Below are 25,569 nucleotides of genomic sequence, written 5' to 3' on the forward strand. Positions count from 1 at the left end.
GAGTGCCCCAATCCCCGCCCCCTGGGGGGGGGGGGGGGGGGGGCCCCGGGGCCCCCCCCCCGCCCCCTCCCCTCCTCCGCTCCTCCCCTCCTCCGCTCCTCCGCCTCGTCCCGGGCCACGACCTGACGCCCGGTAAGTCCCTTCCCGCCCGCAACACCCTTATGTCACCCATTCGTACCACCCGATGCGATCACCATCTCATATCTGAGATAACGTGCACCCATGGCAGACGACTACCTCGTACGCATCGGCAAGCTCATCCGTGACGCCCGGCAGCACCGGGGCTGGACCCAGACCCAGCTCGCCGAAGCGCTCGGCACCAGCCAGAGCGCGGTGAACCGCATCGAGCGCGGCAACCAGAACATCAGCCTTGAGATGATCGCCCGAATCGGTGAAGCGCTCGACAGCGAAATCGTCTCCCTGGGCTACGCCGGCCCGATGCACCTGCGCGTGGTCGGAGGCCGCCGCCTGTCCGGCGCCATCGACGTCAAGACGAGCAAGAACGCGTGCGTCGCCCTGCTGTGCGCCTCCCTGCTCAACAAGGGCCGTACGGTGCTGCGCCGGGTGGCGCGCATCGAGGAGGTCTACCGGCTCCTGGAGGTCCTCAACTCCATCGGCGTCCGCACCCGCTGGATCAACGACGGCGTGGACCTGGAGCTGATCCCCCCGGCCGTCCTCGACATGGACGCCATCGACGCGGAGGCGGCCGTCCGCACCCGCAGCATCATCATGTTCCTGGGCCCGCTGCTCCACCGGATGGACCACTTCCGCCTGCCCTACGCCGGCGGCTGCGACCTCGGCACCCGCACCATCGAGCCGCACATGATCGCCCTGCGCCGCTTCGGCCTGGACATCACCGCGACCGAGGGCATCTACCACGCCAAGGTCGAGCCCGGCGTCTCCCCCGGCCGCCCGATCGTCCTGACCGAGCGCGGGGACACCGTCACCGAGAACGCCCTGCTCGCCGCGGCCCGCCACGACGGCGTCACCGTCATCCGCAACGCGTCCTCCAACTACATGGTCCAGGACCTGTGCTTCTTCCTGGAGGCGCTGGGCGTGAAGGTGGAGGGCATCGGCACCACCACCCTCACCGTGCACGGCGTCCCGGTCATCGACGCGGACGTGGACTACTCCCCCTCGGAGGACCCGGTCGAGGCGATGAGCCTCCTGGCCGCCGCCGTCGTCACCGAGTCCGAACTCACCATCCGCCGGGTGCCGATCGAGTTCATGGAGATCGAGCTGGCGGTCCTGGAGGAGATGGGCCTGGACCACGACCGCTCCGCGGAGTACGTCGCCGACAACGGCCGCACCCGCCTGGTCGACCTCACGGTCCGCCCCTCCAAGCTCGAAGCCCCGATCGACAAGATCCACCCGATGCCCTTCCCCGGGCTCAACATCGACAACGTCCCGTTCTTCGCGGCCATCGCGGCGACGGCCCAGGGCCAGACCCTGATCCACGACTGGGTGTACGACAACCGCGCCATCTACCTGACGGACCTCAACCGCCTGGGCGGCCGCCTCCAGCTCCTGGACCCGCACCGCGTCCTGGTCGAGGGCCCCACCCGCTGGCGCGCGGCCGAGATGATGTGCCCGCCGGCCCTGCGCCCGGCGGTGGTCGTCCTCCTGGCGATGATGGCGGCGGAGGGCACCTCGGTGCTGCGCAACGTCTACGTCATCAACCGCGGCTACGAGGAGCTCGCCGAGCGCCTCAACTCGGTCGGCGCCCAGATCGAGATCTTCCGGGACATCTAGGACCGGGGCGTCCCCGCGCCCGCCGGACCGGGGGCGTTATTCGGCCGGTTGGCGAGCGGACGCTCGCCCGGGCGGGCGCGCGGACGGCAGAATCCCCCTCGTCGGTACGCAGGCGAGGGGGACGGTCATGGCAGTGGGGACGAGCGCGGAGACGGGTGCGGGGACGGAGGTCCCCGGCCTGGAGGGGATACCGCTGCTCGGGTCGCTCCTCGACCTGAAGTCCGACTCGCTCGGCACCTACCTGCGGGCGCAGCGGCTCCACGGCGACGTCGTCCGGATCGACGCGGGCCCGCCGGGGCTGCGCATGGAGCTGTACTGCGTCTTCTCCGCCGAGGGCGCCCAGCAGGTGCTGGCCTCCGAGTCGGCCAACTTCCGCAAGGACAACCCCTTCTACCAGGAGATCCGGGACTCCTTCGGCAACGGCCTGCTGACCGCCCAGGACGAGGACTACCTGCGCCAGCGCCGCCTCGTGCAGCCGCTGTTCACCCGCAAGCGGGTGGACGGCTACGCCGGGGCGGTCGCGGCCGAGACCGAGGGCACCCTCGCGGCCTGGACGCAGGCGCGGGACGGGATCGTCGACGTCTCGGACGAGATGATGCACCTGGCGCTGCGGGCGGTGTCCCGGATCCTCTTCGGCTCCGACGTCGACGCCACCGTCGACGTCGTCCACCGGTGCTTCCCCGTCATCACCGACTACGTCCTGCGCCGCGGCTACTCCCCGGCCAACGTCCCGCGCGGCTGGCCGACCCCGGGCAACCGGCGGGCCGCCGCCGCCATGGACGAGCTGTACGGGGTCTGCGACCGGATCATCGCCGAACGGCGCCGGTCGGCGGACGCGGGCGGCGCGCCGGCCGGGGACCTGCTGACCCTGCTGGCCGGGGCGCAGAGCTCGGGCGACGCGGCCTTCGACGCGGCCGAGCTGCGCGACCAGGTGCTGATCTTCCTGCTGGCCGGGCACGAGACGACCGCCACCTCGCTGGCCTTCGCCCTGCACCTGCTCGGCCGCCACCCCGAGGAGCAGGCCCTGGCGCGGGAGGAGGTCCTGCGCGTCCTGGGCGACCGTACGCCGCAGGCCGCCGACCTCGACCGGCTGCCGTACCTCACCCGGGTGCTCAAGGAGGCGATGCGGCTGTACCCGGCCGCGCCGGTGATCGGGCGGGAGGCGGTGGCCGCCACCGAGATCGACGGGCACGCCGTGCCGGCGGGCGCCACGGTGATCCTGGCCCCCTGGGTGACGCACCGCCACCCCCGCTACTGGAGCGAACCGGACCGCTTCGACCCCGACCGCTTCGCCCCGGAGGCCGAGGCGGGCCGTCCTCGGTACGCCTGGTTCCCCTTCGGCGGCGGGCCGCGCGCCTGCATCGGCCAGCACTTCTCGATGCTGGAGTCGGTGATCGCGCTGGCGATGATCCTGCGGGCCTACGAGTTCGAGGCCGTGGACGCGCAGGTCCCGGTGGGTGCCGGGATCACCCTGCAGACCAAGGGGCCCATGCGCTGCCGCGTCCGGCGCACCGGGCGGTAGCGGGCCGGGCCCCGGCCGGCGGTGGCCCGCGGCGTCAGCGGGGGGTTCCGCGGTCGGCGGTGGTCCGCGCGGTCAGCGGTAGTCCTCGGGGTGGTCCAGCATCCAGCCGGCGACCCCGTCCCGGGCGCCGAACACCGCGGGCTGGTGCCGCTTCAGGTTCTCGAAGCCGTGGTCGGCGCCCAGTTCCCGGTCGAGGCCGGCGATCAGGGCGATCGGCTCGGGGAAGTGGCCGGGACCCTTGGGGTCCGCCTTCATCGCGCGGTCCACGCGGTGGAGTTCGTCGTGGACCCTGCCGAGGAGGTACGCGCAGTTCGCCGGGGTGCAGGAGTCCTCCAGGGTGGCCTGGAGCCCGGCGAAGGCGTCCCGCACCCGCTCCGGCTGCGGGGCCGGCGGCTGCGGACCGGTGTCGGAGGCGGAGGCGGCGAGGGCGGCCGCGGCGGGCCCGGGCCCGGACGCCCGGCCGCTGTCGCAGGAGACGGTGAGCGCCGCCAGGGTGACGGTCGCGGCCGTCACGGCGGCGCCGCGCAGGATGGGTCGGAGCATCGGTTTCCCCCCGGTGATCGATGACCAGCCGACCCTACCCGGGGGATTCCCCCGGAACGCCTGCCGGGGTGTGGTTGCCCTTGAAGCGCTCCAGGTCGGAGGCCCGGACCCGGATCACGAGCACCGCGATCAGCGCCCCCACCAGGGTGAAGGCCGCCGCCGCCACGAAGGCCGCGCTGACGCCCGAGGTGAGCACCAGGTCGGACCAGGGCTTGGGGAACTGGTGGGTGCGCAGGAAGAAGGCCTTCTGCTCGGGGGTCGAGGCGCGCAGGAAGGGCAGCGCCTGGTCCTTCGCCTCGTTGCGGCTGGCGGTCCCGAAGACGGTGACGAGGATCGACAGGCCGAGCGATCCGCCGACCTGCTGCATGGAGTTGAGGAGTCCGGACGCCGCGCCCGACTCCCGCTCGGGCACGTTGGACAGCGCCGTCAGCGTCAGCGAGACGAACTGCATGCCCATGCCTGCGGCGAACACGATGATCGGGCCGAGGATGTTGCCCGGGTAGGTGGAGTGGACGTCGATCCGCGTCAGCCAGGACAGTCCGGCGGCGCAGCAGAGCGCGCCGGTGACCATGAACGGTTTGGGCCCGAACCGGGGCAGCAGCCGGGAGGTGGCGGTCGCCGTCAACGCCACCATGACGCTGACGGGCAGGAAGGCGAGGCCGGCCCGCAGCGGGCTGAAGCCGAGGACGTCCTGCACGAACAGGGTCAGGAAGAAGAACATGCCGAAGATCGCGCAGGCGAGGAAGAGCATGATCCCGTAGGTCCCGGCCCGGTTGCGGTCCGCGAACATGTGCAGCGGGGTGATCGGCTGCGGGGAGCGCCGCTCGTTGAGGACGAACAGGGTCAGCAGGACCACGGCCGCGCCGAAGGAGCCGAGGGTGCCGGGGTCGCTCCAGCCGTCCTGGGAGGCACGGATGAACCCGTAGACCAGCGCGACCATGCCGCCGGTGCCCAGCAGCGCGCCCGCGAGGTCGAAGTGCCCGGGGTGGCGTTCGGACTCGTGCAGGACCCTGCGCGCCATCACGCCGATGACCAGCGCGATGGGCACGTTGACGAAGAGCACCCACCGCCAGTTGAGCCATTCGACGAGCAGGCCGCCCATCAGGAGCCCGATGGCGCCGCCGCCCGCGGAGACTGCGGCGAACACCCCGAAGGCCCGGTTGCGGGCGGGCCCTTCGCGGAAGGTGGTGGTGATCAGCGCCAGGGCGGTCGGGGAGGCGATGGCGCCGCCGACGCCCTGCAGGGCCCGGGCGGCCATCAGCTGGCCGGAGCTCTGGGCGAGTCCGCCGAGGAGGGAGGCCAGGCCGAACAGCAGGACGCCGGAGACGAACACGCGCTTCCTGCCGAGGATGTCGCCGGTGCGGCCGCCGAGCAGGAGGAGTCCGCCGAAGGTGAGGGTGTAGGCGTTGACGACCCAGGAGAGGCTCTCGGTGGAGAAATGCAGTGCCGTCTGGATGTGCGGAAGCGCTATGTTCACGATGGTGATGTCGAGGACGACCATCAACTGGCAGGAGGCGAGGACGAACAGGGCCAGCCCGTTGCCGTTGCCGGTGCCTTCTCCTCGGACCGTGCCGTCGGTCCCGGTGCTGTGCGGCGATGCGTTCGGGTCCACCAGTCGACGCTACGCCCGCCCACCCAGGGTCACCACTCGAATGGGTTAGGCCATGTGATATTTCACATGCCACACTGAGATCATGGACGATTTCCTCAGGCAGTCCGCCGCCACGGCCCGGTTCACCCACGGCTCGCCCCGCGCCTTCTCCTTCGGCGACGCCGGCCGCCTCCTCTGGTTCCTGCGCTCGACGGGCCCCACCGACGCCGTCGAAAGCCTCTGGGTCCTGGACACCGCCACCGGCGAGGAGACCCTCCTCGCCGACCCCCGCGTCCTCGCCCCCGAACCCGGCGAACTGCCCTCGATCGAACGCCGACTGCGCGAACGGACCCGTCTCGTGGCCGCCGGGATCGGCACGTACGCCCTCTCCGGCGACGGCCGCCGCGCGGTCTTCCCCCTCTACGGACGGCTGTACGAGGTCGCCTGCGACGGCACGCCCGCACCGGTCCCCACCGCCGGCCCCGTCTTCGACCCGCGCCCCGCCGCCGACGGCTCGCGCACCGCCTACGTGGCGGACGACGCCCTCCACACCGTGCCCGGGGGCCGGATCAGCCCCGACGACGGGGCCCGCTGGGGCGTCGCCGAGTTCGCCGCCGCCGAGGAGCTCGACCGCACCCGGGGCCACTGGTGGTCCCCCGACGGGGGCGCCCTGCTCGCCGCCCGCGTGGACGAGAGCGCCCTCCAGCGGCGCCACTTCACCGACCCCGCGCACCCCGAGCTCCCGGCCGAGGACTTCGCCTACCCCGAGGCCGGCGGCCCCAACGCCGACGTCCAGCTGTGGGTCCTGCGCGCCGACGGCGGCCGGGTACGGCTCGACTGGGACGCCACCGCCCTCCCCTACGTCTCCGACGCGGGCTGGGAGTCCGAGGACGAGATCCTGCTGACCGTCCAGGACCGGCTCCAGCAGAACGTCCTCCTGCTCACAGCCGACCCGGCCACCGGCCGCACCCGCGAGCTCTCGCGCACCACGCACCCCCACTGGGTGGACCCGCTGCCCGGCACCCCGGCCCGCCTGCCCGACGGACGCGTCCTCACCTCCGCGGACGTCGGCGACGGGGCCGCGCGCGGTCTCGCCGTCGACGGCGAGCCGCTCACCGGCGAGGACGTCCAGATCCGCGCCGTGGCCGGGATCCACCGGGACCGGCTGCTCGTCGAGGCCGCCCTGCGCGACCCCTCCGAGCAGCAGGTCCTCCTCCTGGACCCGGCGACCGGCGCGCTCACCCCGCTCGCCGACGGGCCCGGCGTGCACTCCGTGACCGCCTGCGCGGCCGGGGCGCTGCTGCTGACCTCCGCCGACGCCGACGGCGTCCGGCGCACCCTGTACACCGCCGACGGCCGCGAGCTCAGCCCCCGCGACCTGTCCGCGCCCCTGCCCTTCCGGGTGGTTCCGGCCCTGGAGCGGGTCACCGAACGCGCGGTCCCCACCGCCCTCGTCCTGCCCCGCGGCCATGTCGCCGGCCGGCGCCTGCCCGTCCTGATGGACAGCTACGGCGGCCCCGGCGCCCAGGACGTCTGCGCCGAGCCCCGCCGCTGGCAGCACCGCCAGTGGTGGGCCGACCAGGGCTTCGCCGTCGTCACGGTCGACAACCGCGGCACCGCGAACGTCTCCCCCGCCCACACCCACGCCATGTACCGGGGCTTCTCCGAGGTCACCCTCGACGACCAGGTCGCGGCCCTGCGGGCACTCGGCGCCCGCCACGGCGACCTCGACCTCGGCCGGGTCGGCGTCCGCGGCTGGTCCTACGGCGGCTACCTGGCCGCGATGGCGGTGCTGCGCCGCCCGGACGTCTTCCACGCGGCGGCCGCCGGGGCCGCGCCGACCGACTTCCGGCACTACGACACGGCGTACACCGAGCGCTACCTGGGCCTGCCGCAGGACGACCCCGAGGTGTACGAGCGGGACTCCCTGATCCCCGACGCGCCCCGGCTGACCCGGCCGCTGCTGCTGGTCACCGGGCTGGCCGACGACAACGTCCACCCGTCGCACACCCTGCGGCTGTCGCAGGCGCTGACCGACGCGGGCCGCCCGCACCAGCTGCTGGCGCTGCCCGGCGTCACGCACATGACCCCGGGCGGGGCCCGGGAGAAGATCATGGCGCTGGAGCTGGAGTTCTTCCGCCGCGAACTGGCGTGATCCCCCGGAACGCCGGAAGGGCCCCGCGGACTGTGCCGTCCGCGGGGCCCTCCCTCCTTCCCGTGATCCCCGTCAGTCACCCGGGAAGTGGCAGGCCACCTCGCGCGAGGCGGCGATCCGCAGCAGCGGCCGCTCGGTGCGGCAGAGCTCCTGCGCCCTGGGGCAGCGCGGGTGGAAGGTGCAGCCCGGGGGCGGGGCGGCCGGGCTCGGCGGGTCGCCGAGCAGCACGATCCGCTCGCGCCGCCGCTCCGCCGCCGGGTCGGGCAGCGGGACGGCGGACAGCAGCGCCCGGGTGTAGGGGTGCTGCGGGTTCTCGTACAGGGACTTCTTGTCCCCGATCTCGACGATCCGGCCCAGGTACATCACCGCGACCCGGTCGCTGACCCGCTTGACCACCGAGAGGTCGTGCGCGATGAAGACGTAGGCCAGGCCCAGTTCGGCGCGCAGCCGCTCCATCAGGTTGACGATCTGCGCCTGGACGGAGACGTCGAGGGCAGAGACCGGCTCGTCGGCGATCACCAGCCGGGGGCTGGTGGCCAGCGAGCGGGCGATGCCGATGCGCTGGGCCTGGCCGCCGGAGAACTCGTGCGGGTAGCGGTCGATGTGCTCGGGGATCAGCCCGGTGAGCTCCATCAGCTCCGCGGCCCGGCGCCGGGCGTCGGCCGCGCTCCAGCCCTGCACCAGCAGCGGGTCGGAGATGATCCGCGCCACGGTCTGGCGGGGGTTGAGGGAGGAGTGCGGGTCCTGGAAGACCATCTGGACGTTCCTGCGCAGGGGCCGCAGGGCCCTCTGGGAGAGCCGGCTGATGTCCCGGCCGTCGAACACGACGCTGCCCGAGGTGGGTTCGAGCAGCCGCACGAGCATCCGGCCGGTGGTGGACTTCCCGCAGCCGGACTCGCCGACCAGGCCGAGCGTCTGTCCGGCCTCCAGGTCGAACGAGACCCCGTCGACGGCCCGCACGGGTGCCGAGCGGCGCCCGGTCAGGGAGCGCTTGCCGGGGAAGGCCATCGTCAGGTCGCGGACGCTGAGCAGCGGCCCGGAGGAGGACCCCTCCCGCGCGGCGGGGTGGGGACGGGTGGCCGGGGCGGTCATCGGGACACCTCCGGGGCAGGGGCGGCGGGGAGCGCGCCGGCGAAGTGGCAGGCCGCCAGCCGGTCCGGGGAGCCGTACGGGCGCAGTTCGGGCCGCTCGCCCGTGCAGCGTCCCGCGTCTCCCGCGGGGGGCGCTGCGGCCACCGCGCAGCGCGGGGCGAAGGCGCAGCCCGGCGCCGGGTGGAGCAGGGAGGGCGGCGAGCCGGGGATGGACGGCAGCGGGACGTCGTCCGCGCTGTCGAGGCGGGGCAGCGAGTCGAGCAGGCCCCGGGTGTAGGGGTGGCCCGGATCGTCGAACAGGTCGTCGGCCGGGGCCTGTTCGGCGGCCCGGCCGCCGTACATGACCAGCACCTCGTGGGCGACGCGGGCCACCACCCCCAGGTCGTGGGTGATCATCACGACGCCGAGGCCGCGCTCCTGCTGGAGGCGGGCGATCAGCTCCAGGATCTGCGCCTGGACGGTGACGTCGAGGGCGGTGGTGGGCTCGTCCGCGATGAGGAGGTCGGGTTCGCAGGCCAGGGCCATGGCGATCATCGCGCGCTGGCGCATGCCGCCGGAGAACTGGTGCGGGTACTCCCCCGCCCGGCGGGCCGGTTCGGGGATGCCGACCTCGCCGAGCATGTCGACCGCCCGTTTGCGCGCGGCGGCCCGTCCGGCCCGGAAGTGCACCCGGAAGTGCTCGGCGATCTGCTCGCCGACGGTGTAGTAGGGGTGCAGGCTGGACAGCGGGTCCTGGAAGATCATGGCCATCTTCCGGCCGCGGACCGTGGCGAGCTGTTTCTCGGGGAGTCCGGTGAGCTCCTGTCCGGCGAGTCTGACGGAGCCCGTGACCTCGGCGCCGGCCCGGTGCAGGCCCATGACGGCGAGGGAGGTGACGGACTTGCCGGAGCCCGACTCGCCGACGATGCCGAGGGTGCGTCCGGCCTCGACGGTGAAGCCGAGGGAGTCCACGGCCCGTACGGTGCCGCGCGGGGTGCTGAACGTGACGCTGAGGTCGCGCACTTCGAGGAGGGGCGCTGCGGGGGCGGTCATCAGTACCTCACCCTCGGGTCGATGACGGCGTACAGGAGGTCGACGACGAGGTTCGCGACGACGATGAAGAAGGCGGCGAGCAGGGTGACCCCGAGGACCACGGGCTGGTCGGAGCTGACGAGCGCCCCGTAGAACAGCCGGCCGATGCCGGGGAGCCCGAAGATGGACTCGGTGATCACGGCTCCGGCGAGCAGGCCGCCGAGGTCCATGCCGAAGATGGTGAGGATCGGGGTCATCCCGGAGCGCAGGCCGTGCTTGACGACGACGGTCCGCTCGGGCATGCCCTTGGCTCGGGCGGTGCGGATGTACGGCTCGGCCATCGCCTCGATCATCGAGCCCCGGCTCTGCCGGGCGTACATCGCGGCGTAGAGCAGGGCGAGCGCGGTCCAGGGCAGCAGCAGGTTCCCGGCCCAGCCGAGCGGGTCGGCGGTGAGCTCGTGGTAGCTGGGGTAGGGCAGCAGCCCGGCGATGCGGATCAGCCCCCAGATGAGCATGACGGAGGTGAAGTAGACCGGCAGGGAGGCGGCGGCGACCGCGCCGACCATCAGGGCCTTGTCGGTGGCGGTGTCCTTGCGCAGGGCCGCGGTGACGCCGGCGCCCAGACCGAGCAGCAGCCAGAGCACGGCGGCGCCGAAGGCGAGGGAGGCGGAGACCGGGAGGCGGTCCATGAGCAGGTCCCAGACGGGCAGGGAGTTCTCGTACGAGTAGCCCAGGCAGGGGAAGTCGCACTGGACGGCGTACTGGCCGGTGCCGAGGGTGCGCCCGGTGAAGATGCCGGTGAGGAAGTGGGCGAACTGCTCCCAGAGCGGCTTGTCGAGGCCGAGGTACTCCCGTACGTCGGCGAGCCGTTCGGGGCTGCAGGTCTTGCCGCAGGCCGCGGCGGCGGGGTCGGTGGGCAGGACGTAGAAGATGAGGAAGGTGACGGCGGCGATGGCGACGAGCACGCCCGCCAGGGCGAGGAGCCGGCGCAGGAGGTAGAGGATCAACTGCGGCCGCCCCTCGGGTCGAGGATGTCGCGCAGGGCGTCGCCGAGGAGGGTGAAGGCGAGGACGGCGAGGAAGAGGAAGACGCTCGGGATGACGAAGTACATCGGGTCGGTCTCGTAGAAGGCCACGGACTCGGCGATCATCTGGCCCCAGGAGGGGGTGGGCGGGCGCACGCCGACACCGAGGTAGCTGAGGGCCGCCTCGGTGCTGATCATGCCGGGGATCAGCAGGGTGGTGTAGGCGATGACCGGGCCCGAGACCCCGGGGAGGATGTCGCGGGTCAGGATCCGCCAGGGGCCGGATCCGCCGACGCGGGCGGCGTCGACGTACTCGCGGTGTTTGAGGGAGAGGGTCTGGCCGCGGACGACGCGGGCGACGCCGGGCCAGCCGAAGAGCCCGATGACGGCGGTCATCAGCACGATCCGGTTGACGTCCTTGGCCACCGACAGCATCGCGATCATGAAGATGAGGGAGGGGAAGGACATCGTGAGGTCCATGAGCCGCGACAGGACGGCGTCGGTGCGGCCGCCGAAGTAGCCGGCCGCGATGCCGGCGGCGGTGCCGGCGAGGACGACGATGGCGGTGGCGGCGAAGGCGATGAGCAGGGAGACCTGGGCGCCGTGGACGACGCGGGCGAACAGGTCGCGGCCGGTGACGGGTTCGACGCCGAGCCAGTGCTCGGGGCTGATCCCGCCGAAGGAGCCGAGCGGCTGGCCGGCGAGGTAGGGGTCGACGGCGGACTTGTCGAACTCCTCGGGCGACCAGCCGCCGAGCGCGCCCAGCCAGGGGGCGGTCAGGGCCGTCAGGACGAAGAGGAGGACGACGCAGAGGCTGACGCGGACGGCGGGGCGGCGGCGCAGTTCCCGCCGGGCGAGCTGCCAGGGGCTGCTGCCCGGGGGGACGGCCCCGGTGGGCGTCCCGGCCGGGGCCGCCTCGGGGGCGGCGCCGGGTGCGGTGGTGGTCATGGTGGCTTCGGGTCCCGGTCCCGGCTTCCTCAGCCCTGGCTCTTCGACGGGTCCTTGAGGCCGATGCTGCCGTAGTCGACGGTGCCGGTCCACACGGGGTGGCCGTAGGCGCCGGCGATGTTGGGTCCGACCAGGAGCGGCTTGCGCTCCAGCAGGATCGGGATGGACGGGGACTTCTTCATGACCTCGGCGTCGAGGTCGATCCAGGCCTGGTTGGCCTGCTTGGCGTCGGCCATGGCGTTGATCTCGTCGATCCGCTTCATGGTGGCGTCGTCGCGGAACTGGGAGTAGTTGCCCTGGTTGCCCTTGTCCTTGATGGTGCGCCCGTCGAAGACGAAGGGGATCCAGGTGGAGCCGGAGGGGTAGTCGGGGCACCAGCCGGTGTACGTCATGTCGGGGGTGGTGGAGAGGTCGCCGATGACGTCGTAGTAGGCGCCGGGGTCGACGGTGTCGATGACGACCTCGACGCCGGCCCGGGACAGGCCCTGCTGGAGCGCCTCGGCCTTGGCCTTGTCGCCGGTGGAGACGGCGAGGGAGACCTTGAGGTGCTCCTTGCCGGCGGCCTTGAGGAGCTCCTTGGCCTTGGCGGGGTCGCCGGAGGCGGGGATCTTCAGGGTGTCGGCCTGCTTGCCGCCGGTGAGGGCGGGGGGCAGGTAGGCGGTGGCGACCTCGTTGAGGGCGGGGCCGCCGGCGGCGGTGATGACGGCGTCCTTGTCGACCGCGTACTGCAGGGCCTCGCGGACCTTGGGGTCGTCGAAGGGGGCGCGGGAGTTGTTCAGGTGGAGCATGGTCGTACAGCCCTGGGACTCGGCGAGCAGGCGGGCCTTGACGTCGGGCTTGGGCAGGACCTTCGGGGCGCTCTCGGGACGCATGTTGGCGTACTCGACGGCGGAGGCGTCGGCGCCCTCGCCGGCGATGATGCGGTCGTCGATCTGCCCGCCCTTGAGGCCCATGACGACGACGAACCGGTCCGGGTAGGCCTTGCGGACGGAGTCGGTCTTCGGGTCCCAGTGCTCGTTGCGGACGAGGACCAGCTTCTTGTCCCGCTCGTAGCTCTCGATCTTGTAGGGGCCGGAGGAGAAGGGGCGGGCGTCGTACTGGGTGCCCTTCTCCTGGGACTGCGGGACCGGGGAGAAGGTGGGGAGGGTGGCGGTCTGGGAGAACTCGGCCACGGGGCGCTTGAGTTCGAAGACGATCGTGCGGTCGTCGGGGGTCTTGACCGAGTCCAGGTGCTGCCCCTGGAGGGGGCCCTTGTAGCCCTCGGCGCCGGCCAGGTACTGGGCGGCGTAGTCGGGGCCGCCGGTGAGGTCGGGGGCGAAGGAGCGCTCGACGTTGTACTTGACGTCCTGGGCCTTGACCGGGCTGCCGTCCTCGTACTTCAGGCCCTCTTTGAGGGTGAAGGTCCAGGTGCGGCCCCCGTTGGAGGGAGTGCCGAGGTCGGTGGCGAGGTCGGGGACGAGCTCGCTGCCGCCCTTGCCGGGCTCGGCCTTGAAGGTGACGAGCGTGCGGTAGAGCAGGCGGGTGCCGAAGTCCATGGTCGGCATGACCCAGTTGCGGGCCGGGTCGAGGTGGGAGAAGTCCTGGTTGGACAGCACGGTGAGGGTGCCGCCCTTCACGGGGGTGCCGCCGAGGGTCTTGCCGTCGTTGGCGGCGGCCGGGTTGGCGCCGCCCTTCCCCTCGGAGCCCTTCTTGGGGTCGGAGCAGCCCGAGGCGCCGAGTGCGAGCGTCGCCACCAGGGCGGTGGCGAGGGCGAGTTGCGTGCGCTTGGTCATGGGTCACTCCAGTGAAGGGCCGCGCTTTAGGATGTGACCGGTAACATAGTAATGTGAAATTGTACTGACAACCCCTTGTCGCCGCCGTTATCCAGCCGTGTCCAAATCAGCCTCCCCACAAGGGAGTTGCGGGTGCGGAGGGCGGCCCGCCCACCGGACGCCGGACGCGAAAAGCCGCCGGGCGGCTGCCCGGCGGCTTCTGCGGACGAGGGGCGGCCCCTACAGGCCGGAGCCGAGGCCGCCCTGGGGGCGGCCCACCGGTTCGTCACGGCCCTGGGCCCACAGGGAGCGGACGTGACCGAGGTGGCGCTGCATGCACTCCTCGGCCGCCTCCGCGTCGCCGGTCAGCATCAGGTCCAGCAGTTCGAGGTGCTCCTCGGCGGAGGAGACCAGCTTGCCGGCCTCGTCCAGGCCCGTCAGCCCGTACAGCCGGGAGCGCTTGCGCAGGTCGCCGACGGTCTCGACCAGGCGCTCGTTGCCGGCGAGGGCGAGGAGGCTGAGGTGGAAGCGGCGGTCGGCCTCCAGGTACCCGATGAGGTTGTGCTCGCGGGCGCTGCTGACGATCTCCTCGGCGATCGGGCGCAGCTCCTCCAGCTGCTCCCGCTCGGCCGTGCGGGTGATCCGCCCGATGGTCGGGACCTCGATCATCGTGCGCAGCTCGGTGTACTGGTCGAGGTCGCGCTCGCTGACCTCGGTGATCCGGAAGCCCTTGTTGCGGACCGGCTCGACCAGGCCCTCGCGGGCCAGGTCCAGCATCGCCTCGCGCACGGGCGTGGCCGACACCCCGAGTTCGGCGGCGAGGCCCGGAGCCGAGTAGACGCTGCCGGGACGGAGCTCGCCCGCTATCAGCGCGGCCCGGAGGGCATGGCCGACCTGGTCGCGCAGCCTTTCCTGGGCCTTGATGAGACTGTGCTGCTTCAGGTCACCCATTGCTCTTCCTCCGAGACCCCGCACACCACGGACGTGCGGAGGAACAGCGTACAATGTCACGTTTCGCCGTTCGCTCCGGTCGCGTGGTAGATCGCCACTGCGACGGCAAGATCTTCCCAGGCCATGCCCACGCTCTTGAAGAGCCGTGGACCGTCCGTCCGTCCCCCGGGGAGGTTCCGTCCGGCGACCAGGTCCGCCAGGGTGCCGTGGATGTGACCGGGACCGATCGCCCCCTCGGCCTCGGGGATCAGCAGGTCCCCCGCCTCGCGCAGCGCCGCCGCGCGCGACTCCACGTACACCGCCGCGCGTCGCACGAGGGCGGTGTCCGTCTCCCGGGCGTCCGGCTCGTGGGAGCCGACGGCGACGACCACCGCCCCCGGGTCCACCAGCCGCCCGTCGAAGAGCGGTTCGCGGGCGGTGGTGCAGCACAGCACCAGGTCGGCCCCCGCCACGTCCTGCGGCGTGCCCGTGCGGGCCGGGACGCCCAGGGTCCGCGCGTGCGCTACCAGGGCGCCGGCGCGGCCGGGGTCGCGGGCCACGACCACCACGCCGGCGAGCTCCCGCAGCTCCAGGACCGCGTCGAGGTGCCCGTACGCCTGCGGGCCCGCGCCGAAGAGCACCAGCCGCAGCGGACGCCCGGGTCCGGTGAGGTACCGCAGGGCGAGGGCGGAGACCGCCGGGGTGCGCAGGGCGGTCAGGGCGGCGCCGTCCAGGACGGCCAGCGGGCGCAGGGTGGGGCCGTCCAGGAGGAGGTAGCTGCCGGTGATCCGGGGCAGTCCGCGGGCCGGGTTGCCGGGGGCCACCCCGGCGATCTTCACCCCGGCGTACGCGCCCGACGCGGCCGGCATGAGCAGCAGTTCGCCGCCGGGGGTGGGTACGCCCGTGCGCTGCGGGCAGGCCTCGGGGTCGAGTCCCGCCCGCAGGGCGCCGTCCAGGGCGTCGGCCGCCCGCGCGGCGGTGAGCAGGCCCGCCGTCTCGTCCGCGCCCAGCAGGACGGGGGCCGTCGCGGGGGCGGCCGTCACAGCAGGAAGCCCGCGCCGAGGGCGTCGGACGGGTCGACGCTGAAGAGGTGCTCCCCCGTGCGGTAGGCGGTGCCCGTGACCTCGGTGACCCCGCCGTCGAGCATCCGGCCGGTGAACACCGTGCCCGTCACCGACTCGTGCAGCAGGTCCTCCCCCGCGCCCAGCCGGCCGTCCTGCGCCAGCAGCGCGAGCCGGGCGGAGGTGCCCGAGCCGCAGGGCGAGCGGTCGACCTGCCCGTCGGCGAACACGGTGACGTTGCGCTGGTGCGGCCCGAACGGGGTCTCGGGCAGCTCCTCGTGGAGGATCACCCCGTAGACGCCGGAGAGCAGCGGGCCGTCCGGGTGCCAGGTCGCCGGGTGGGTGGCGAGGGCCGCACGGATCTCGCGCCCGGCGCCGACCAGGGCGGGCAGCGCTGCGCGGGTCACCTCCAGGCCGAGGTCGCGCGCCGAGACGGAGGCGTAGCAGGCCCCGGCGTGCGCGATGTCCACCTCGGCGATGCCCAGGGTGGTGGCCACCGGCACCTTGCGGGCGCCCACCACGGCCGGGACGTTGCGGAAGGTGACCCCGGTGGTGCGGCCCCCGGCCCGGTGGACGGTGGCGGCGACCCGGCCCGAGGGCACGTCGATCCGCACCTGGACGTCCCCGTCGTCGGGGGCCGCGACCCTGCCGGAGTCCACGGCCCAGGCGCCGAGGGCCATGGTGCCGTGGCCGCAGGCGGTCGAGTAGCCGTCCTTGTGCCAGAACAGGACCCCGAGGTGGGCCCCGTCGTCGTCCGGGGGCACCACGAACCCCCCGTACATGCCGGCGTGTCCGCGCGGCTCCTGGACCAGGAGCCGCCGTACGTCGTCCAGCGGGCCGCGCCGCGGCGCCGTCCCGGACCCGCCCGGGCCGATGGCGGTGGCGCAGCGCTCGGCGACGGTGTCGCCGGGGACGGTGGGCATCCCGTCGCGGGCGGTGTCGACGATCCGGAAGGGCTCGCCGGCGGTGTGGTAGTCCACGGTGCGGACGGAGGTCGGGGCGGTCACAGCAGGAACCCTCCGGGGAAGGGGTCGGACGGGTCGAGGAAGTACTGGGCGGTGCCGGTGATCCAGGCCCGGCCGGTGACCGTCGGGACGACGGCCGGGCGGCCGCCGACGGTGGTCTCCCCGATCAGGCGGCCGGTGAACTCGGTGCCGATGAAGGACTCGTTGACGAAGTCGGTGCCGAGGGGCAGCAGGCCCCGCGCGTGCAGCTGGGCCATGCGGGCGCTGGTCCCCGTGCCGCAGGGCGAGCGGTCGAACCAGCCGGGGTGGATGGCCATGGCGTGCCGGGAGCGGCGGGCGTCGGAACCGGGGGCGGCGAGGTAGACGTGCTTGACGCCGGAGATGGAGGGGTTCTCGGGGTGGACGGGCCGGTCCGGGGAGCCGTTGACCGCGTCCATGACCGCGAGCCCGGCGGCGATCAGCTCGTCCTTGCGGGCCCGGTCGAAGGGCAGGCCCAGGGCGTCGAGTTCGACGAAGGCGTAGAAGTTCCCGCCGTAGGCGAGGTCGTAGGTGACGGTGCCGAAGCCGGGGACCTCGGCCTTCAGGTCGAGGCCCACGCAGAAGGAGGGGACGTTGGTGAGGGTGACGGCGGTGGCCGCGCCGTCCTCGACCCGTACGTCCACGCTCACCAGCCCGGCCGGGGTGTCGAGCCGCACCGTGGTGACCGGCTCGGCCACCGGGACCATGCCGGTCTCGACCAGGACCGTGGCCACCCCGATGGTGCCGTGCCCGCACATGGGCAGCAGGCCCGACACCTCGATGTACAGCACGCCGAAGTCGGCGTCGGGCCGGGTGGGCGGCTGGAGGATCGCACCGCTCATCGCCGCGTGACCGCGCGGCTCGTACATGAGCAGCGTGCGGACGTGGTCCATGTGCTCGATGAAGTGGAGCCGCTTGTCGGCCATGGTGGCGCCGGGGATCACCCCGACTCCCCCGGTGATCACCCGGGTCGGCATGCCCTCGGTGTGGGAGTCCACCGCGTGGTAGACGTGGCGTGTGCGCATCGGTTCGCCCCTCCGGCCGTTCGCTGGTTCGTGCTGGGTGGCTGGTCAGCCGGTGGCTAGTTGAGGCCCTCGGCGAGGGCCTTCTCGGTGGCGGCGCGCACGGCGGCCTCGGTCTCCCCGGTCAGCGGGAAGCGCGGGGGGCGGGTGGCGCCGCCGGGGCGGCCGGCCAGGTCCATGGAGAGCTTGATGGCCTGGACGAACTCCGTCTTGGAGTCCCAGCGCAGCAGGGAGTGCAGGGACTTGTAGAGCGGCAGGGCGGTGGCGGTGTCACCGGCGACGGCGGCCCGGTAGAGGGTGGCGCAGGACCGGGGCAGGGCGTTGGGGTAGCCGGCGATCCAGCCGACGGCGCCGGCCAGGGCCAGTTCGAGGAGGACGTCGTCGGCTCCGATGAGCAGGTCGAGGCCCGGGGCCAGCTCGGCGATCTCGTAGGCGCGGCGGACGTCCCCGCTGAACTCCTTGACGGCGACGATGCTGCCGTCGGCGTGCAGGCGCGCGAGGAGGGAGGGGGTCAGGTCCACCTTGGTGTCGTACGGGTTGTTGTAGGCGACCACCGGCAGGCCGGCGCCGGCCACCTCCGCGTAGTGCGCGCGGACGGTCTCCTCGTCGGCGCGGAAGGCGTTGGGGGGCAGGAGCAGGACGGAGCCCGCTCCGGCCTCGGCGGCCTGGTCGGCCCAGCGGCGGGCCTCGGCGCTGCCGTACGCCGCCACGCCGGGCATGACGCGGGCGCCGTCGCCGGCGGCCTCGACGGCGGTGCGCACGACGCGGGCCCGCTCCTCGTCGGTGAGGGTCTGGTACTCGCCGAGGGAGCCGTTGGGGACGACGCCGTCGCAGCCGTTGGCGATCAGCCAGGCCACGTGTTCGGCGTAGGCGTCGTAGTCGACGGAGAGGTCCTCGCGCAGGGGCAGGGCGGTGGCGACCATGATGCCGTGCCAGGGGCGGGTGCGGGTGCGGGTGTCGGGGCCGTGGTCGGCGGAGGGCGCGGGGGTGGGCGCGTCGGTCATGGAAGGACTCCCTAGTGTGGTGTGTGACATTTTACTAGTGGGTGCGGATCGGCCACAAGGGGCCGGAGGGCGCCGGTTGGCGCGCGGTGGTGACTCAGGGGGCGCACGACCCCGGCGCTCAGGGGCCGGGCGGGGTCCGCGCCGGGTCGGTTCCCGTCGGGGCCGCCTCCGCCGGGGGCAGCGCGGCGAGGTGGCGGAGCGGGACCGGGCAGGACAGCGGCCGCCGGTCCGGCGCGGGTTCCCCGCCGGCCAGGGCGGCCACCGCGGGGCCGCACATCCGGCCCTGGCACCAGCCCATGCCGGCCCGGGTGAGGAGTTTGACCGTCCGCGCGTCCCGCGCGCCGAGCTCCTGGACCGCCTCGCGGATCCGTCCGGCCGGGACCTCCTCGCAGCGGCACACGTCGGTCTCCTCGCGGAGCCAGCCGGTCCAGCCGGAGCCGGGGCGGTGCGCGGCGGCCATGGCGCCGGCGAAGGCGCGCAGGCGGGCGCGGCGGCGCACGAGGGCGGCGGGGACCGGCCGGCCGGCGATCGCGTGGGCGGCGATCTCTCCCTCGGTCAGCGCCAGCCGGGCCCCGCCGATGCCGCCGGTCTCACCGGCCGCCCAGACGCCGGGGACGGAGGTCCGCTGGGCCTCGTCCAGTTCCAGGGCGACCGTGCCGTCGGGGCTCGGACGGGTGGCGCAGCCGAGGCCGGTGGCCAGTTCCAGCTGGGGCACGAGGCCGTGTCCCACCGCGAGGGCGTCGCAGGGGATCCGGCGGGTGGTGCCGGGCAGGGGGCGCCAGTCCTCGTCGAGGCGGGCGACGGTGACGGCTTCGACGCGGGTGGTGCCGTGCGCCTCGGTGACGGCGTGACGGGTGAGCAGGCGGATGCCGTGGCGGAGCAGGGCCCCGCCGTACGTGGCGCCTTCGGCGAGTTTGCCGGGGTTGCGCAGGAGAGCGGGGGCCTGGGGGGCGTACGCCGTGTAGGAGGCGGCCTCCAGGACGGCCGGGACGGTGGCTCCGGCCGCGGCGAGGGAGCCCGCCACGGCGAGGAGGAGCGGGCCGCTGCCGGCCACCACTACGCGGTGGCCGGGCAGGACGAGGTTGTCCTTCAGCATGGCCTGGGCGCCGCCGGCCCCGACCACGCCGGGGAGGGTCCAGCCGGGGAAGGGGAGCTGGCGTTCGTAGGCGCCGGTGGCGAGCAGCACGGCGCGCGCCCGGACGGTCTCCCGGGTCTCGTCGGGGGCGTGGCCGGCCACCGCGTGGAGGGTCCAGGTGCCGGAGGCGCCGTCGGGAACCACCGTCCACACGTGGTGCCGGGGGAGGTAGGTGACGCGGCCCGACCTCTCGTGGGCGCGGAGGGCGGCCTCGCGGGTGGCGAAGGCCCGCCAGTCGTGGTGCAGGGCCTCGGGACGGTCGGCGCCGAGCGCAGGGGCCGGCCGGCGGTAGTACTGGCCTCCGGGGCGGTCGGCCGTGTCGAGGAGGGTGACGCGCAGGCCGAGCCGGGCGGCGCTGACGGCGGCCGCGAGCCCGGCGGGGCCCGCGCCGATGACCGCCAGGTCGGCGGGGGTCGCCCCGGCGGAGGGCGCGGAATCAGACGGCGAGGTCGGCATGGCCGGTGCCCTCCTGGGTGGTGACGGTGTCCCCGGGGCGGGCGGGGACGAGGCAGGCCCGCTGGTTGGGGCGGCCGTTGACGGTGACGAGGCAGTCGTAGCAGGCGCCGATCCCGCAGAAGGCGCCGCGCGGGGCGCCGCCCTCGCGGGTGGTGCGCCAGGCGAGGATCCCGGCCGCCCAGAGGACGGCGGCGATGCTCTGGCCCTCCTGGGCGGGCAGTGCGCGGCCGTCGAAGTCGATCGGGTACGTGGCCGCCGGGCTGCCGCCGACCAGCTCGCGGGGGCTGCGCTTCAAGGGGGCTCCTGGGGTGTGCGGGGGTCGGGGCGGCAGGGGGTCACGGACCGAAGCGGTCCGGGCGGAAGGGTGCGGGGTCCAGCGGGGGCTCGGCTCCGGTGAGGGACGCCGCGACGAGGACTCCCGTCGCGGGGGCCAGGCCGATGCCGGCGCCCTCGTGGCCGCAGGCGTGGAGCAGGCCGGGGACGCGGGGGTCCGGGCCGATGGCCGGGAGGTGGTCCGGGAGGTAGGGGCGGAAGCCGTGGTAGGTGCGCATGACGCGGACGTCCGCAAGGACCGGGAAGAGGGCCGCCGCCTGGGCCGCCAGGCGGCGCAGGGCCTCCGTGGAGAGGGTGCGGTCGAAGCCGACCCGCTCGCGGGTGGCGCCGATCAGGACCGGGCCCGAGGGGGTGCCCTCGACCACCGCCGAGGACTGGAGGGCCGCGGAGCCGCTGGCCACGTCCGCGATGTAGTCCGCGGCGTAGACCTTGTGGCGGACCACCCGCGGGAGGGGTTCGGTCACCAGGACGAAGCCGCGGCGGGGCAGGACGGGCAGGGTGGTTCCGGCGAGGTCGGCGATCCGGCCGCCCCAGGTGCCCGAGGCGTTGACCACCGCCGTCGCCCGCAGCGTCCGGCGGGAGGTGCGCACGCCCCGGACGGTCCCCGACTCCAGGAGGAGCCCGGTGACCTCCTCGCCCAGGTGCACGGTGGCGCCCGAGGCCCTCAGCAGCCGGGCCGCCGCCTGGGCCGGCTGGACCTGGGCGTCCTGGGGGTAGTGGAATCCGCCCGCCAGGCCCGGGGCGAGGTGGGGTTCCAGCTCGCGGAGGCCCGCCGGGCCGACTTCGGCGGAGACCACCCCGGCCGCGCGCTGGCCTTCGGCGAAGTGGCGCAGGGCCTTGAGGGTCGTCTCGTCGGGGGCCACCACCAGGCCGCCCTTGGGCTCGTACTCGACGGCCCCGGGGAGTTCGGCGGACAGGTCCTGCCAGAGGCGGGCGGAGAGGAGGGCCAGGTCGAGTTCCGGCCCGGCCTCCTTGTCGGAGACGAGCAGGTTGCCCTCGCCGGCGCCGGTGGTGCCGCCGGCCACGGGGCCCCGGTCCACCACCGCCACGGAGAGACCGGAGCGGCTCGCGTAGTACGCGCACGCGGCTCCGACGACGCCGGCGCCAATGATCACGACGTCCATGTCAGTAATATGTCACATTCTTTTGATGGTGCCTAGGGTCGCCCGGGCCGGTTCCGCCCCCCGTGGGTCTCGGAACCGGCCCGGGCGTGGGATCAGCTGCGGAGGGGGCCCTCACAGCTGTAGGAGGAGGTGCCCGCCGCCTTGCTGTCCCAGATCTCCAGCGGCCCGAAGGAGCAGTTCATGTCCGCCAGGTTGTTGGAGGCCGCACCCGCCCGGTCGAGCAGGAAGTAGTCGACCGTCTCGGACATGTCCTTGAAGTTCTGGTCGTCGCTGCGCCAGTTCTTCAGGTTCGCGGTGATCCGGCCCGTACAGGTGAAGCGGCGCTTGCCGGGGTCGCCGTTCTCCACGCAGTCCGGGGTGTTGTAGGTCGCCGACGCGAAGGAGGACTTCACCGACGCGAGCGCGGAGTCGCGCAGCTGGTCGTTGGGCGTGAAGGTGGTGTTCGGGACGTAGAGCTGGTCCACCTTGGCGATCTGGGCGTCCAGGAAGCGGTTGTAGTCGCGCTGGAGGTAGGTGTCCGCGCCCATGCGGTTGCGCCAGGCGTCGAAGCCGGCGACGTCGTTGGCGCGCAGGTAGCCGTACATCTCGCGCAGCAGCGAGGGCTTCTCGGTCCAGAGGAACTCGAAGAACGTGCCCGCGTAGTTGTAGAAGCGGAAGCCGTCGCCGTCGTAGGTGGCGTGCAGGAGCTGGTCGATGCTCATGCGCGGGCCGCCGCCGGCGGTGTCGTTGATGACGCCCCGGACCAGGGACTTGCGGACGGCGATGCCGTTGTCGCGGGTGGAGCCGTCGAAGAACTCGGCGGTGCCCTCGTCCATGGCGGTGGTGCGGTCGCCCTGGTACCAGTCGCCCTGGCCGAAGGAGCCGGGGACGGCGAAGCGGCCGTTGAGGTAGTGCGTGTACTCGTGGCGGAAGAGCTCTTCCAGGGTGAGGGAGGAGTCCTGCGGGACGCGGCGCTGGTAGGTGTAGAAGGTGGCGCCGTTCTCGATGTAGATGCCGCCGTTGTTGGTGCCGTACCCGGTGAGGATCGGGTGGTAGTTCTCGTAGTCGGCCCGGGAGGCGTACAGCACGATGTTCAGCGTGCTGTTGGGGTCCCCGGCGAGCGGCTGGTCGGTGCCCAGGACGCGGTGGAACTGGGTCTTGACCTGCTTGCTCGCGTAGTAGAGCTGGTCGACGGTGGCCCGGTCGAGGGCGGTGCGGACCTTGATGCCGCCGTTGTCGTAGGTGTAGGTGTTCGGGAAGAGCTGCTTCTCGATGTCCTCCTTGCACACCCCGTACGGCTTGCACGCCTCGTAGAAGTTGAGCCAGGAGACCAGCTTGGCCCACTGCTCGCTGCCGTTGCCCCAGCCGGACTTGACGGGCTCCAGGAGGGCGCCGAGGTCGGCGGTGACCGGGTCCTTGAGGCCGTTCACCTGGCCGAAGCGCCCGTACTCGCCGAGCGCGTCGCGGGCGGCCCAGGCGTTGGCGGTGCCCTTGAGGTGGGTGTAGCCCGCGAAGGCCTTGAAGGCGGCGCGGTAGGAGGGGTCGGCGGTGACGGCGGCGTGGAAGGCCGCGTCCTGGTTGCCCGGGTAGACGCCCAGGTAGTTGACGGAGAGGGCCGCGAGGGCCGCGCCGCCCCAGGAGGCGTCCGTGTTGGTGGCCGGGTGGGAGGCGTCCAGGGTGGCCAGGACCTTCTTGATCAGGCCGAGCTGGTGCTGGCGCAGGCCGGGGGCGCTGCCCGCGTAGAGGGCCTCGCGCAGGGTGCGGGCATTGGAGGCCGTGACGTCGAAGGTGTGGGCGGCGCCGCCGAAGTCGGCGATGGCGCGGCGCATGGCGTCGACGGTGGGGGCGTCGGTGACGTCGATCTCGGTGCGCGAGTAGTCGTGGTAGGCGACGGCGTGCAGGTAGGTGAACATCTCCTCCAGGTGGGAGGAGTTACGGCCGTCGTGGGCGGCGGCCAGGGCGGATATCCGGCGGGAGACGGCCTGGACGTGGGCGTCGGACATGACGGGCGCGAGGCGCGCGTCCCAGGTCCATATGAGGCCGCGCAGGCAGCCGTCGGCGGTGACGGCAGGGTCGGCGAGGAAGTCGGCGAACTGCTCCGGGCCGAGGCCGGTGATCCCGTCAAGGGTGCAGGGGACGCCCGCGGCGACGCTCTTCGCGGTGGGCGCGGCCTGCGCGGTGGCCGTCTTGCGGCCCTTGTCGCTGTCGGGGGCCGCGTCGGCGGCGCCGGGAACCCGGTTGTCGGCGACGGACTTGCCGCCGGGGGCCGGGGCGGGCGCCGGGGCGGGCTGCCGGGCGTCGGCGAGGCGGTCGACCTCGTCGAAGGGGTTCGGCGCGGCGGCCGGACCGGCGGCGAAGGCGGCGGGTGCCGACGCGGCGGGTGTGGCGGCGGGGGTGCCCCGCTCGGCCGCCTGGGTCACTGCCTGGCCGGCGGTGGCGAGGAGGGTGACCGTGACGGCGGCGGAGAGGAGAGACGTACGCACAGCTCTGTGCTGGGACACCTTGGGACTCCTGTGGGAAGGGAGGTGGGGGTAGTGGTGCGTGAACTGCCCTGCTTCACACGGCGTTTGACGGGGATTAATGTGCCGCGGTGTGAGCTGTAACATAGTAATGTGAAATTGCACTGGCAAGACCTGTGCGCACACCAGTTCAGTCCTTCTTGAGGGAGCCTCCGTGACCGACACCCCCTCCCGCCTGAACACCGGCAGCCACGACCTCCTGGTATCAGCGGAGTTGTCCCGCTTCATGGCGGGGAACTGGGCGCCTTCGCCCCTGCCGGCGGGCTCCCGGGTGACCGCGTACGACATGACCCCCGCCCGCCGCGCCCGGCTCTCCGCCCGCTTCCCCGGCGAGCGGCTGATCGTCCCGGCTGGCGAGCTCAGGGTCCGCTCCAACGACTGCGACTTCCGCTTCCGCCCGCACAGCGCGTACGCCTGGCTCACGGGCCTGACGGGCGAGGACCAGGTGGGCCACGTGCTGGTGCTCGAGCCCGCCGGCCCGCACGGCCACGAGGCCGTCCTCTACCTGCGCCCCCGCTCCGACCGCTCCGACGGCACGGAGGAGTTCTACCGGGACCGCCGCTACGGCGAGTTCTGGGTGGGGCGGCGCCCCGACCTGGCCGAGGCCGAGCGGCTCACCGGCCTGCGCTGCGCCCACCTCGACGCCCTCGGCTCCCCCACCGGCCGCAACGCCGCCACCGACACCGCCCTGGCCGCCGCCCTGTCGGAACTGCGCCTGGTCAAGGACGCCTGGGAGGTCGACCAGCTCCAGCTCGCCGTCGACCACACCACCGCCGGGTTCGAGGACGCCGTGCGGGCGCTGCCCCGGGCCCTCGCCCACCCGCGCGGCGAGCGCTGGATCGAGGGGGTCTTCAACCTGCGTGCCCGCGCCGAGGGCAACGGCCTCGGCTACGAGACCATCGCCGCCTCCGGCGCCCACGCCTGCGTGCTGCACTGGACCCGCAACGACGGCCGGCTCGACCGGGACGAACTCCTGCTGCTGGACGCGGGCGTGGAGACCGACAGCCTCTACACCGCCGACATCACCCGCACCCTCCCGCTGTCCGGGCGCTTCTCCCCCGTCCAGAAGCAGGTCTACGAGCTGGTGCTCGCCGCCCAGGAGGCCGGCATCGCCGCCCTGCGGCCCGGCGCGAGCTTCCGCGACTTCCACCGGGCGAGCATGCGGGTCATCGCCGACGGGCTCGCCGCATGGGGCGTGCTCAAGGACGCCGAGGGCGACCTGTACCGGCGCTACACCCTGTGCAGCAGCGGCCACATGCTCGGCCTCGACGTCCACGACTGCGCCCGGGCGCGCGCCGAGACCTACCTGGACGGGGTGCTGGAGGAGGGCCAGGTCCTCACCGTCGAGCCGGGCCTCTACCTCCAGCCGGACGACGAGACCCTCCCGGCCGAACTGCGCGGCATGGGCGTGCGCATCGAGGACGACCTCGTCATCACCTCCGACGGGGCCCGCCTGATGTCCGGCGCCCTGCCGCGCACGGTGGCCGGCATCGAGGAATGGATGGGCACCCTCCTCGACACCCCCTAGGTGTATTGCCCAGTGAGGTTGGGGACGCGGCTGGCGGGTGGTTTGCCTGCGAGCGCGGTGTGTCCGCGGTGGTGATTGTAGGTGTGCAGCCAGTCGGGGAAGGCGTC

20 protein-coding genes and 1 pseudogene are annotated in these 25,569 nt (G+C 73.5%); 4 read left to right on the forward strand and 17 right to left on the reverse strand.

Annotated features, from left to right (window positions below; genetic code table 11):
• Window positions 1-222: 222 nt before the first annotated feature.
• Together AB0469_RS39200 and AB0469_RS39205 are read left to right on the forward strand one after the other, a co-directional pair.
• Window positions 223-1,752, forward strand: a complete 1,530-nt coding sequence (locus tag AB0469_RS39200) for a UDP-N-acetylglucosamine 1-carboxyvinyltransferase (protein WP_366456386.1) — start codon at window positions 223-225, stop codon at window positions 1,750-1,752.
• A 127-nt stretch (window positions 1,753-1,879) separates the two neighbouring features.
• The gene (locus AB0469_RS39205; protein ID WP_366456387.1) at window positions 1,880-3,274 is read left to right on the forward strand and encodes a cytochrome P450; all 1,395 of its coding nucleotides are present in this window, start codon (window positions 1,880-1,882) and stop codon (window positions 3,272-3,274) included.
• A 72-nt stretch (window positions 3,275-3,346) separates the two neighbouring features.
• On the opposite strand, the gene AB0469_RS39210 is transcribed toward AB0469_RS39205, so the two are convergent.
• Together AB0469_RS39210 and AB0469_RS39215 are read right to left on the reverse strand one after the other, a co-directional pair.
• Window positions 3,347-3,817: a hypothetical protein gene (locus tag AB0469_RS39210; RefSeq protein ID WP_366456388.1), complete on the reverse strand. Its 471-nt coding sequence runs from the start codon at window positions 3,815-3,817 to the stop codon at window positions 3,347-3,349.
• Between the two features lie 34 nt (window positions 3,818-3,851).
• Window positions 3,852-5,429 (reverse strand): MFS transporter, encoded by a 1,578-nt coding sequence (locus AB0469_RS39215; protein WP_366456389.1) that lies wholly within the window; start codon window positions 5,427-5,429, stop codon window positions 3,852-3,854.
• A gap of 82 nt (window positions 5,430-5,511) precedes the next feature.
• On the opposite strand from AB0469_RS39215, the gene AB0469_RS39220 reads away from it, so the two are divergent.
• Window positions 5,512-7,563 (forward strand): prolyl oligopeptidase family serine peptidase, encoded by a 2,052-nt coding sequence (locus AB0469_RS39220; RefSeq protein WP_366456390.1) that lies wholly within the window; start codon window positions 5,512-5,514, stop codon window positions 7,561-7,563.
• A gap of 72 nt (window positions 7,564-7,635) precedes the next feature.
• Here AB0469_RS39220 and AB0469_RS39225 read toward each other — a convergent pair whose 3' ends face one another.
• The 14 genes from AB0469_RS39225 to AB0469_RS39290 all read right to left on the reverse strand — a co-directional run bounded on the left by AB0469_RS39225 (window position 7,636) and on the right by AB0469_RS39290 (window position 23,916).
• Window positions 7,636-8,655: a dipeptide ABC transporter ATP-binding protein gene (locus tag AB0469_RS39225; RefSeq protein WP_366456391.1), complete on the reverse strand. Its 1,020-nt coding sequence runs from the start codon at window positions 8,653-8,655 to the stop codon at window positions 7,636-7,638.
• On the reverse strand, window positions 8,652-9,686 hold the full coding sequence (locus AB0469_RS39230; RefSeq protein ID WP_366456392.1) for an ABC transporter ATP-binding protein: 1,035 nt from the start codon (window positions 9,684-9,686) through the stop codon (window positions 8,652-8,654). The genes AB0469_RS39225 and AB0469_RS39230 overlap by 4 nt, the downstream gene beginning before the upstream one ends.
• Complete coding sequence (locus tag AB0469_RS39235) at window positions 9,686-10,672, reverse strand: ABC transporter permease (protein ID WP_366456393.1); 987 nt, start codon at window positions 10,670-10,672, stop codon at window positions 9,686-9,688. The genes AB0469_RS39230 and AB0469_RS39235 overlap by 1 nt, the downstream gene beginning before the upstream one ends.
• Window positions 10,669-11,637, reverse strand: coding sequence for an ABC transporter permease (locus AB0469_RS39240; protein ID WP_366456394.1), 969 nt, complete (start codon window positions 11,635-11,637; stop codon window positions 10,669-10,671). Before AB0469_RS39240 ends, AB0469_RS39235 begins: the two co-directional genes overlap by 4 nt.
• 29 nt (window positions 11,638-11,666) lie before the next feature.
• Entirely contained in the window at window positions 11,667-13,409 is a 1,743-nt protein-coding gene (locus tag AB0469_RS39245) for an ABC transporter substrate-binding protein (RefSeq protein ID WP_366456395.1), read from the reverse strand.
• A gap of 219 nt (window positions 13,410-13,628) precedes the next feature.
• Complete coding sequence (locus AB0469_RS39250) at window positions 13,629-14,339, reverse strand: GntR family transcriptional regulator (RefSeq protein WP_366456396.1); 711 nt, start codon at window positions 14,337-14,339, stop codon at window positions 13,629-13,631.
• Between the two features lie 56 nt (window positions 14,340-14,395).
• Entirely contained in the window at window positions 14,396-15,361 is a 966-nt protein-coding gene (locus AB0469_RS39255) for an ornithine cyclodeaminase family protein (RefSeq protein WP_366456397.1), read from the reverse strand.
• Window positions 15,358-16,386, reverse strand: a complete 1,029-nt coding sequence (locus tag AB0469_RS39260) for a proline racemase family protein (RefSeq protein WP_366456398.1) — start codon at window positions 16,384-16,386, stop codon at window positions 15,358-15,360. Before AB0469_RS39260 ends, AB0469_RS39255 begins: the two co-directional genes overlap by 4 nt.
• Window positions 16,383-17,387, reverse strand: a complete 1,005-nt coding sequence (locus AB0469_RS39265; protein WP_366456399.1) for a proline racemase family protein — start codon at window positions 17,385-17,387, stop codon at window positions 16,383-16,385. Before AB0469_RS39265 ends, AB0469_RS39260 begins: the two co-directional genes overlap by 4 nt.
• A gap of 56 nt (window positions 17,388-17,443) precedes the next feature.
• The gene (locus tag AB0469_RS39270) at window positions 17,444-18,307 is read right to left on the reverse strand and encodes a dihydrodipicolinate synthase family protein (RefSeq protein ID WP_366456406.1); all 864 of its coding nucleotides are present in this window, start codon (window positions 18,305-18,307) and stop codon (window positions 17,444-17,446) included.
• Between the two features lie 199 nt (window positions 18,308-18,506).
• Window positions 18,507-19,979: an NAD(P)/FAD-dependent oxidoreductase gene (locus AB0469_RS39275; RefSeq protein WP_366456400.1), complete on the reverse strand. Its 1,473-nt coding sequence runs from the start codon at window positions 19,977-19,979 to the stop codon at window positions 18,507-18,509.
• Window positions 19,960-20,274: a (2Fe-2S)-binding protein gene (locus tag AB0469_RS39280; RefSeq protein WP_366456401.1), complete on the reverse strand. Its 315-nt coding sequence runs from the start codon at window positions 20,272-20,274 to the stop codon at window positions 19,960-19,962. The genes AB0469_RS39275 and AB0469_RS39280 overlap by 20 nt, the downstream gene beginning before the upstream one ends.
• A gap of 40 nt (window positions 20,275-20,314) precedes the next feature.
• The gene (locus AB0469_RS39285) at window positions 20,315-21,436 is read right to left on the reverse strand and encodes an FAD-binding oxidoreductase (protein WP_366456403.1); all 1,122 of its coding nucleotides are present in this window, start codon (window positions 21,434-21,436) and stop codon (window positions 20,315-20,317) included.
• Between the two features lie 92 nt (window positions 21,437-21,528).
• Window positions 21,529-23,916: a collagenase gene (locus AB0469_RS39290; RefSeq protein ID WP_366456404.1), complete on the reverse strand. Its 2,388-nt coding sequence runs from the start codon at window positions 23,914-23,916 to the stop codon at window positions 21,529-21,531.
• Window positions 23,917-24,088: 172 nt separating this feature from the next.
• Between AB0469_RS39290 and AB0469_RS39295 the strand changes: the two genes are divergently transcribed.
• Window positions 24,089-25,462 (forward strand): aminopeptidase P family protein, encoded by a 1,374-nt coding sequence (locus AB0469_RS39295; protein ID WP_366456405.1) that lies wholly within the window; start codon window positions 24,089-24,091, stop codon window positions 25,460-25,462.
• On the opposite strand, the pseudogene AB0469_RS39300 reads toward AB0469_RS39295, so the two are convergent.
• Window positions 25,459-25,569: pseudogene (locus AB0469_RS39300) on the reverse strand (IS481 family transposase); the annotation flags it as partial. The gene AB0469_RS39295 and the pseudogene AB0469_RS39300 overlap by 4 nt on opposite strands.

The sequence above is a fragment of the Streptomyces sp. NPDC093801 genome, assembly GCF_040701585.1.
In the GTDB taxonomy this organism is placed as follows: Bacteria; Actinomycetota; Actinomycetes; order Streptomycetales; family Streptomycetaceae; genus Streptomyces.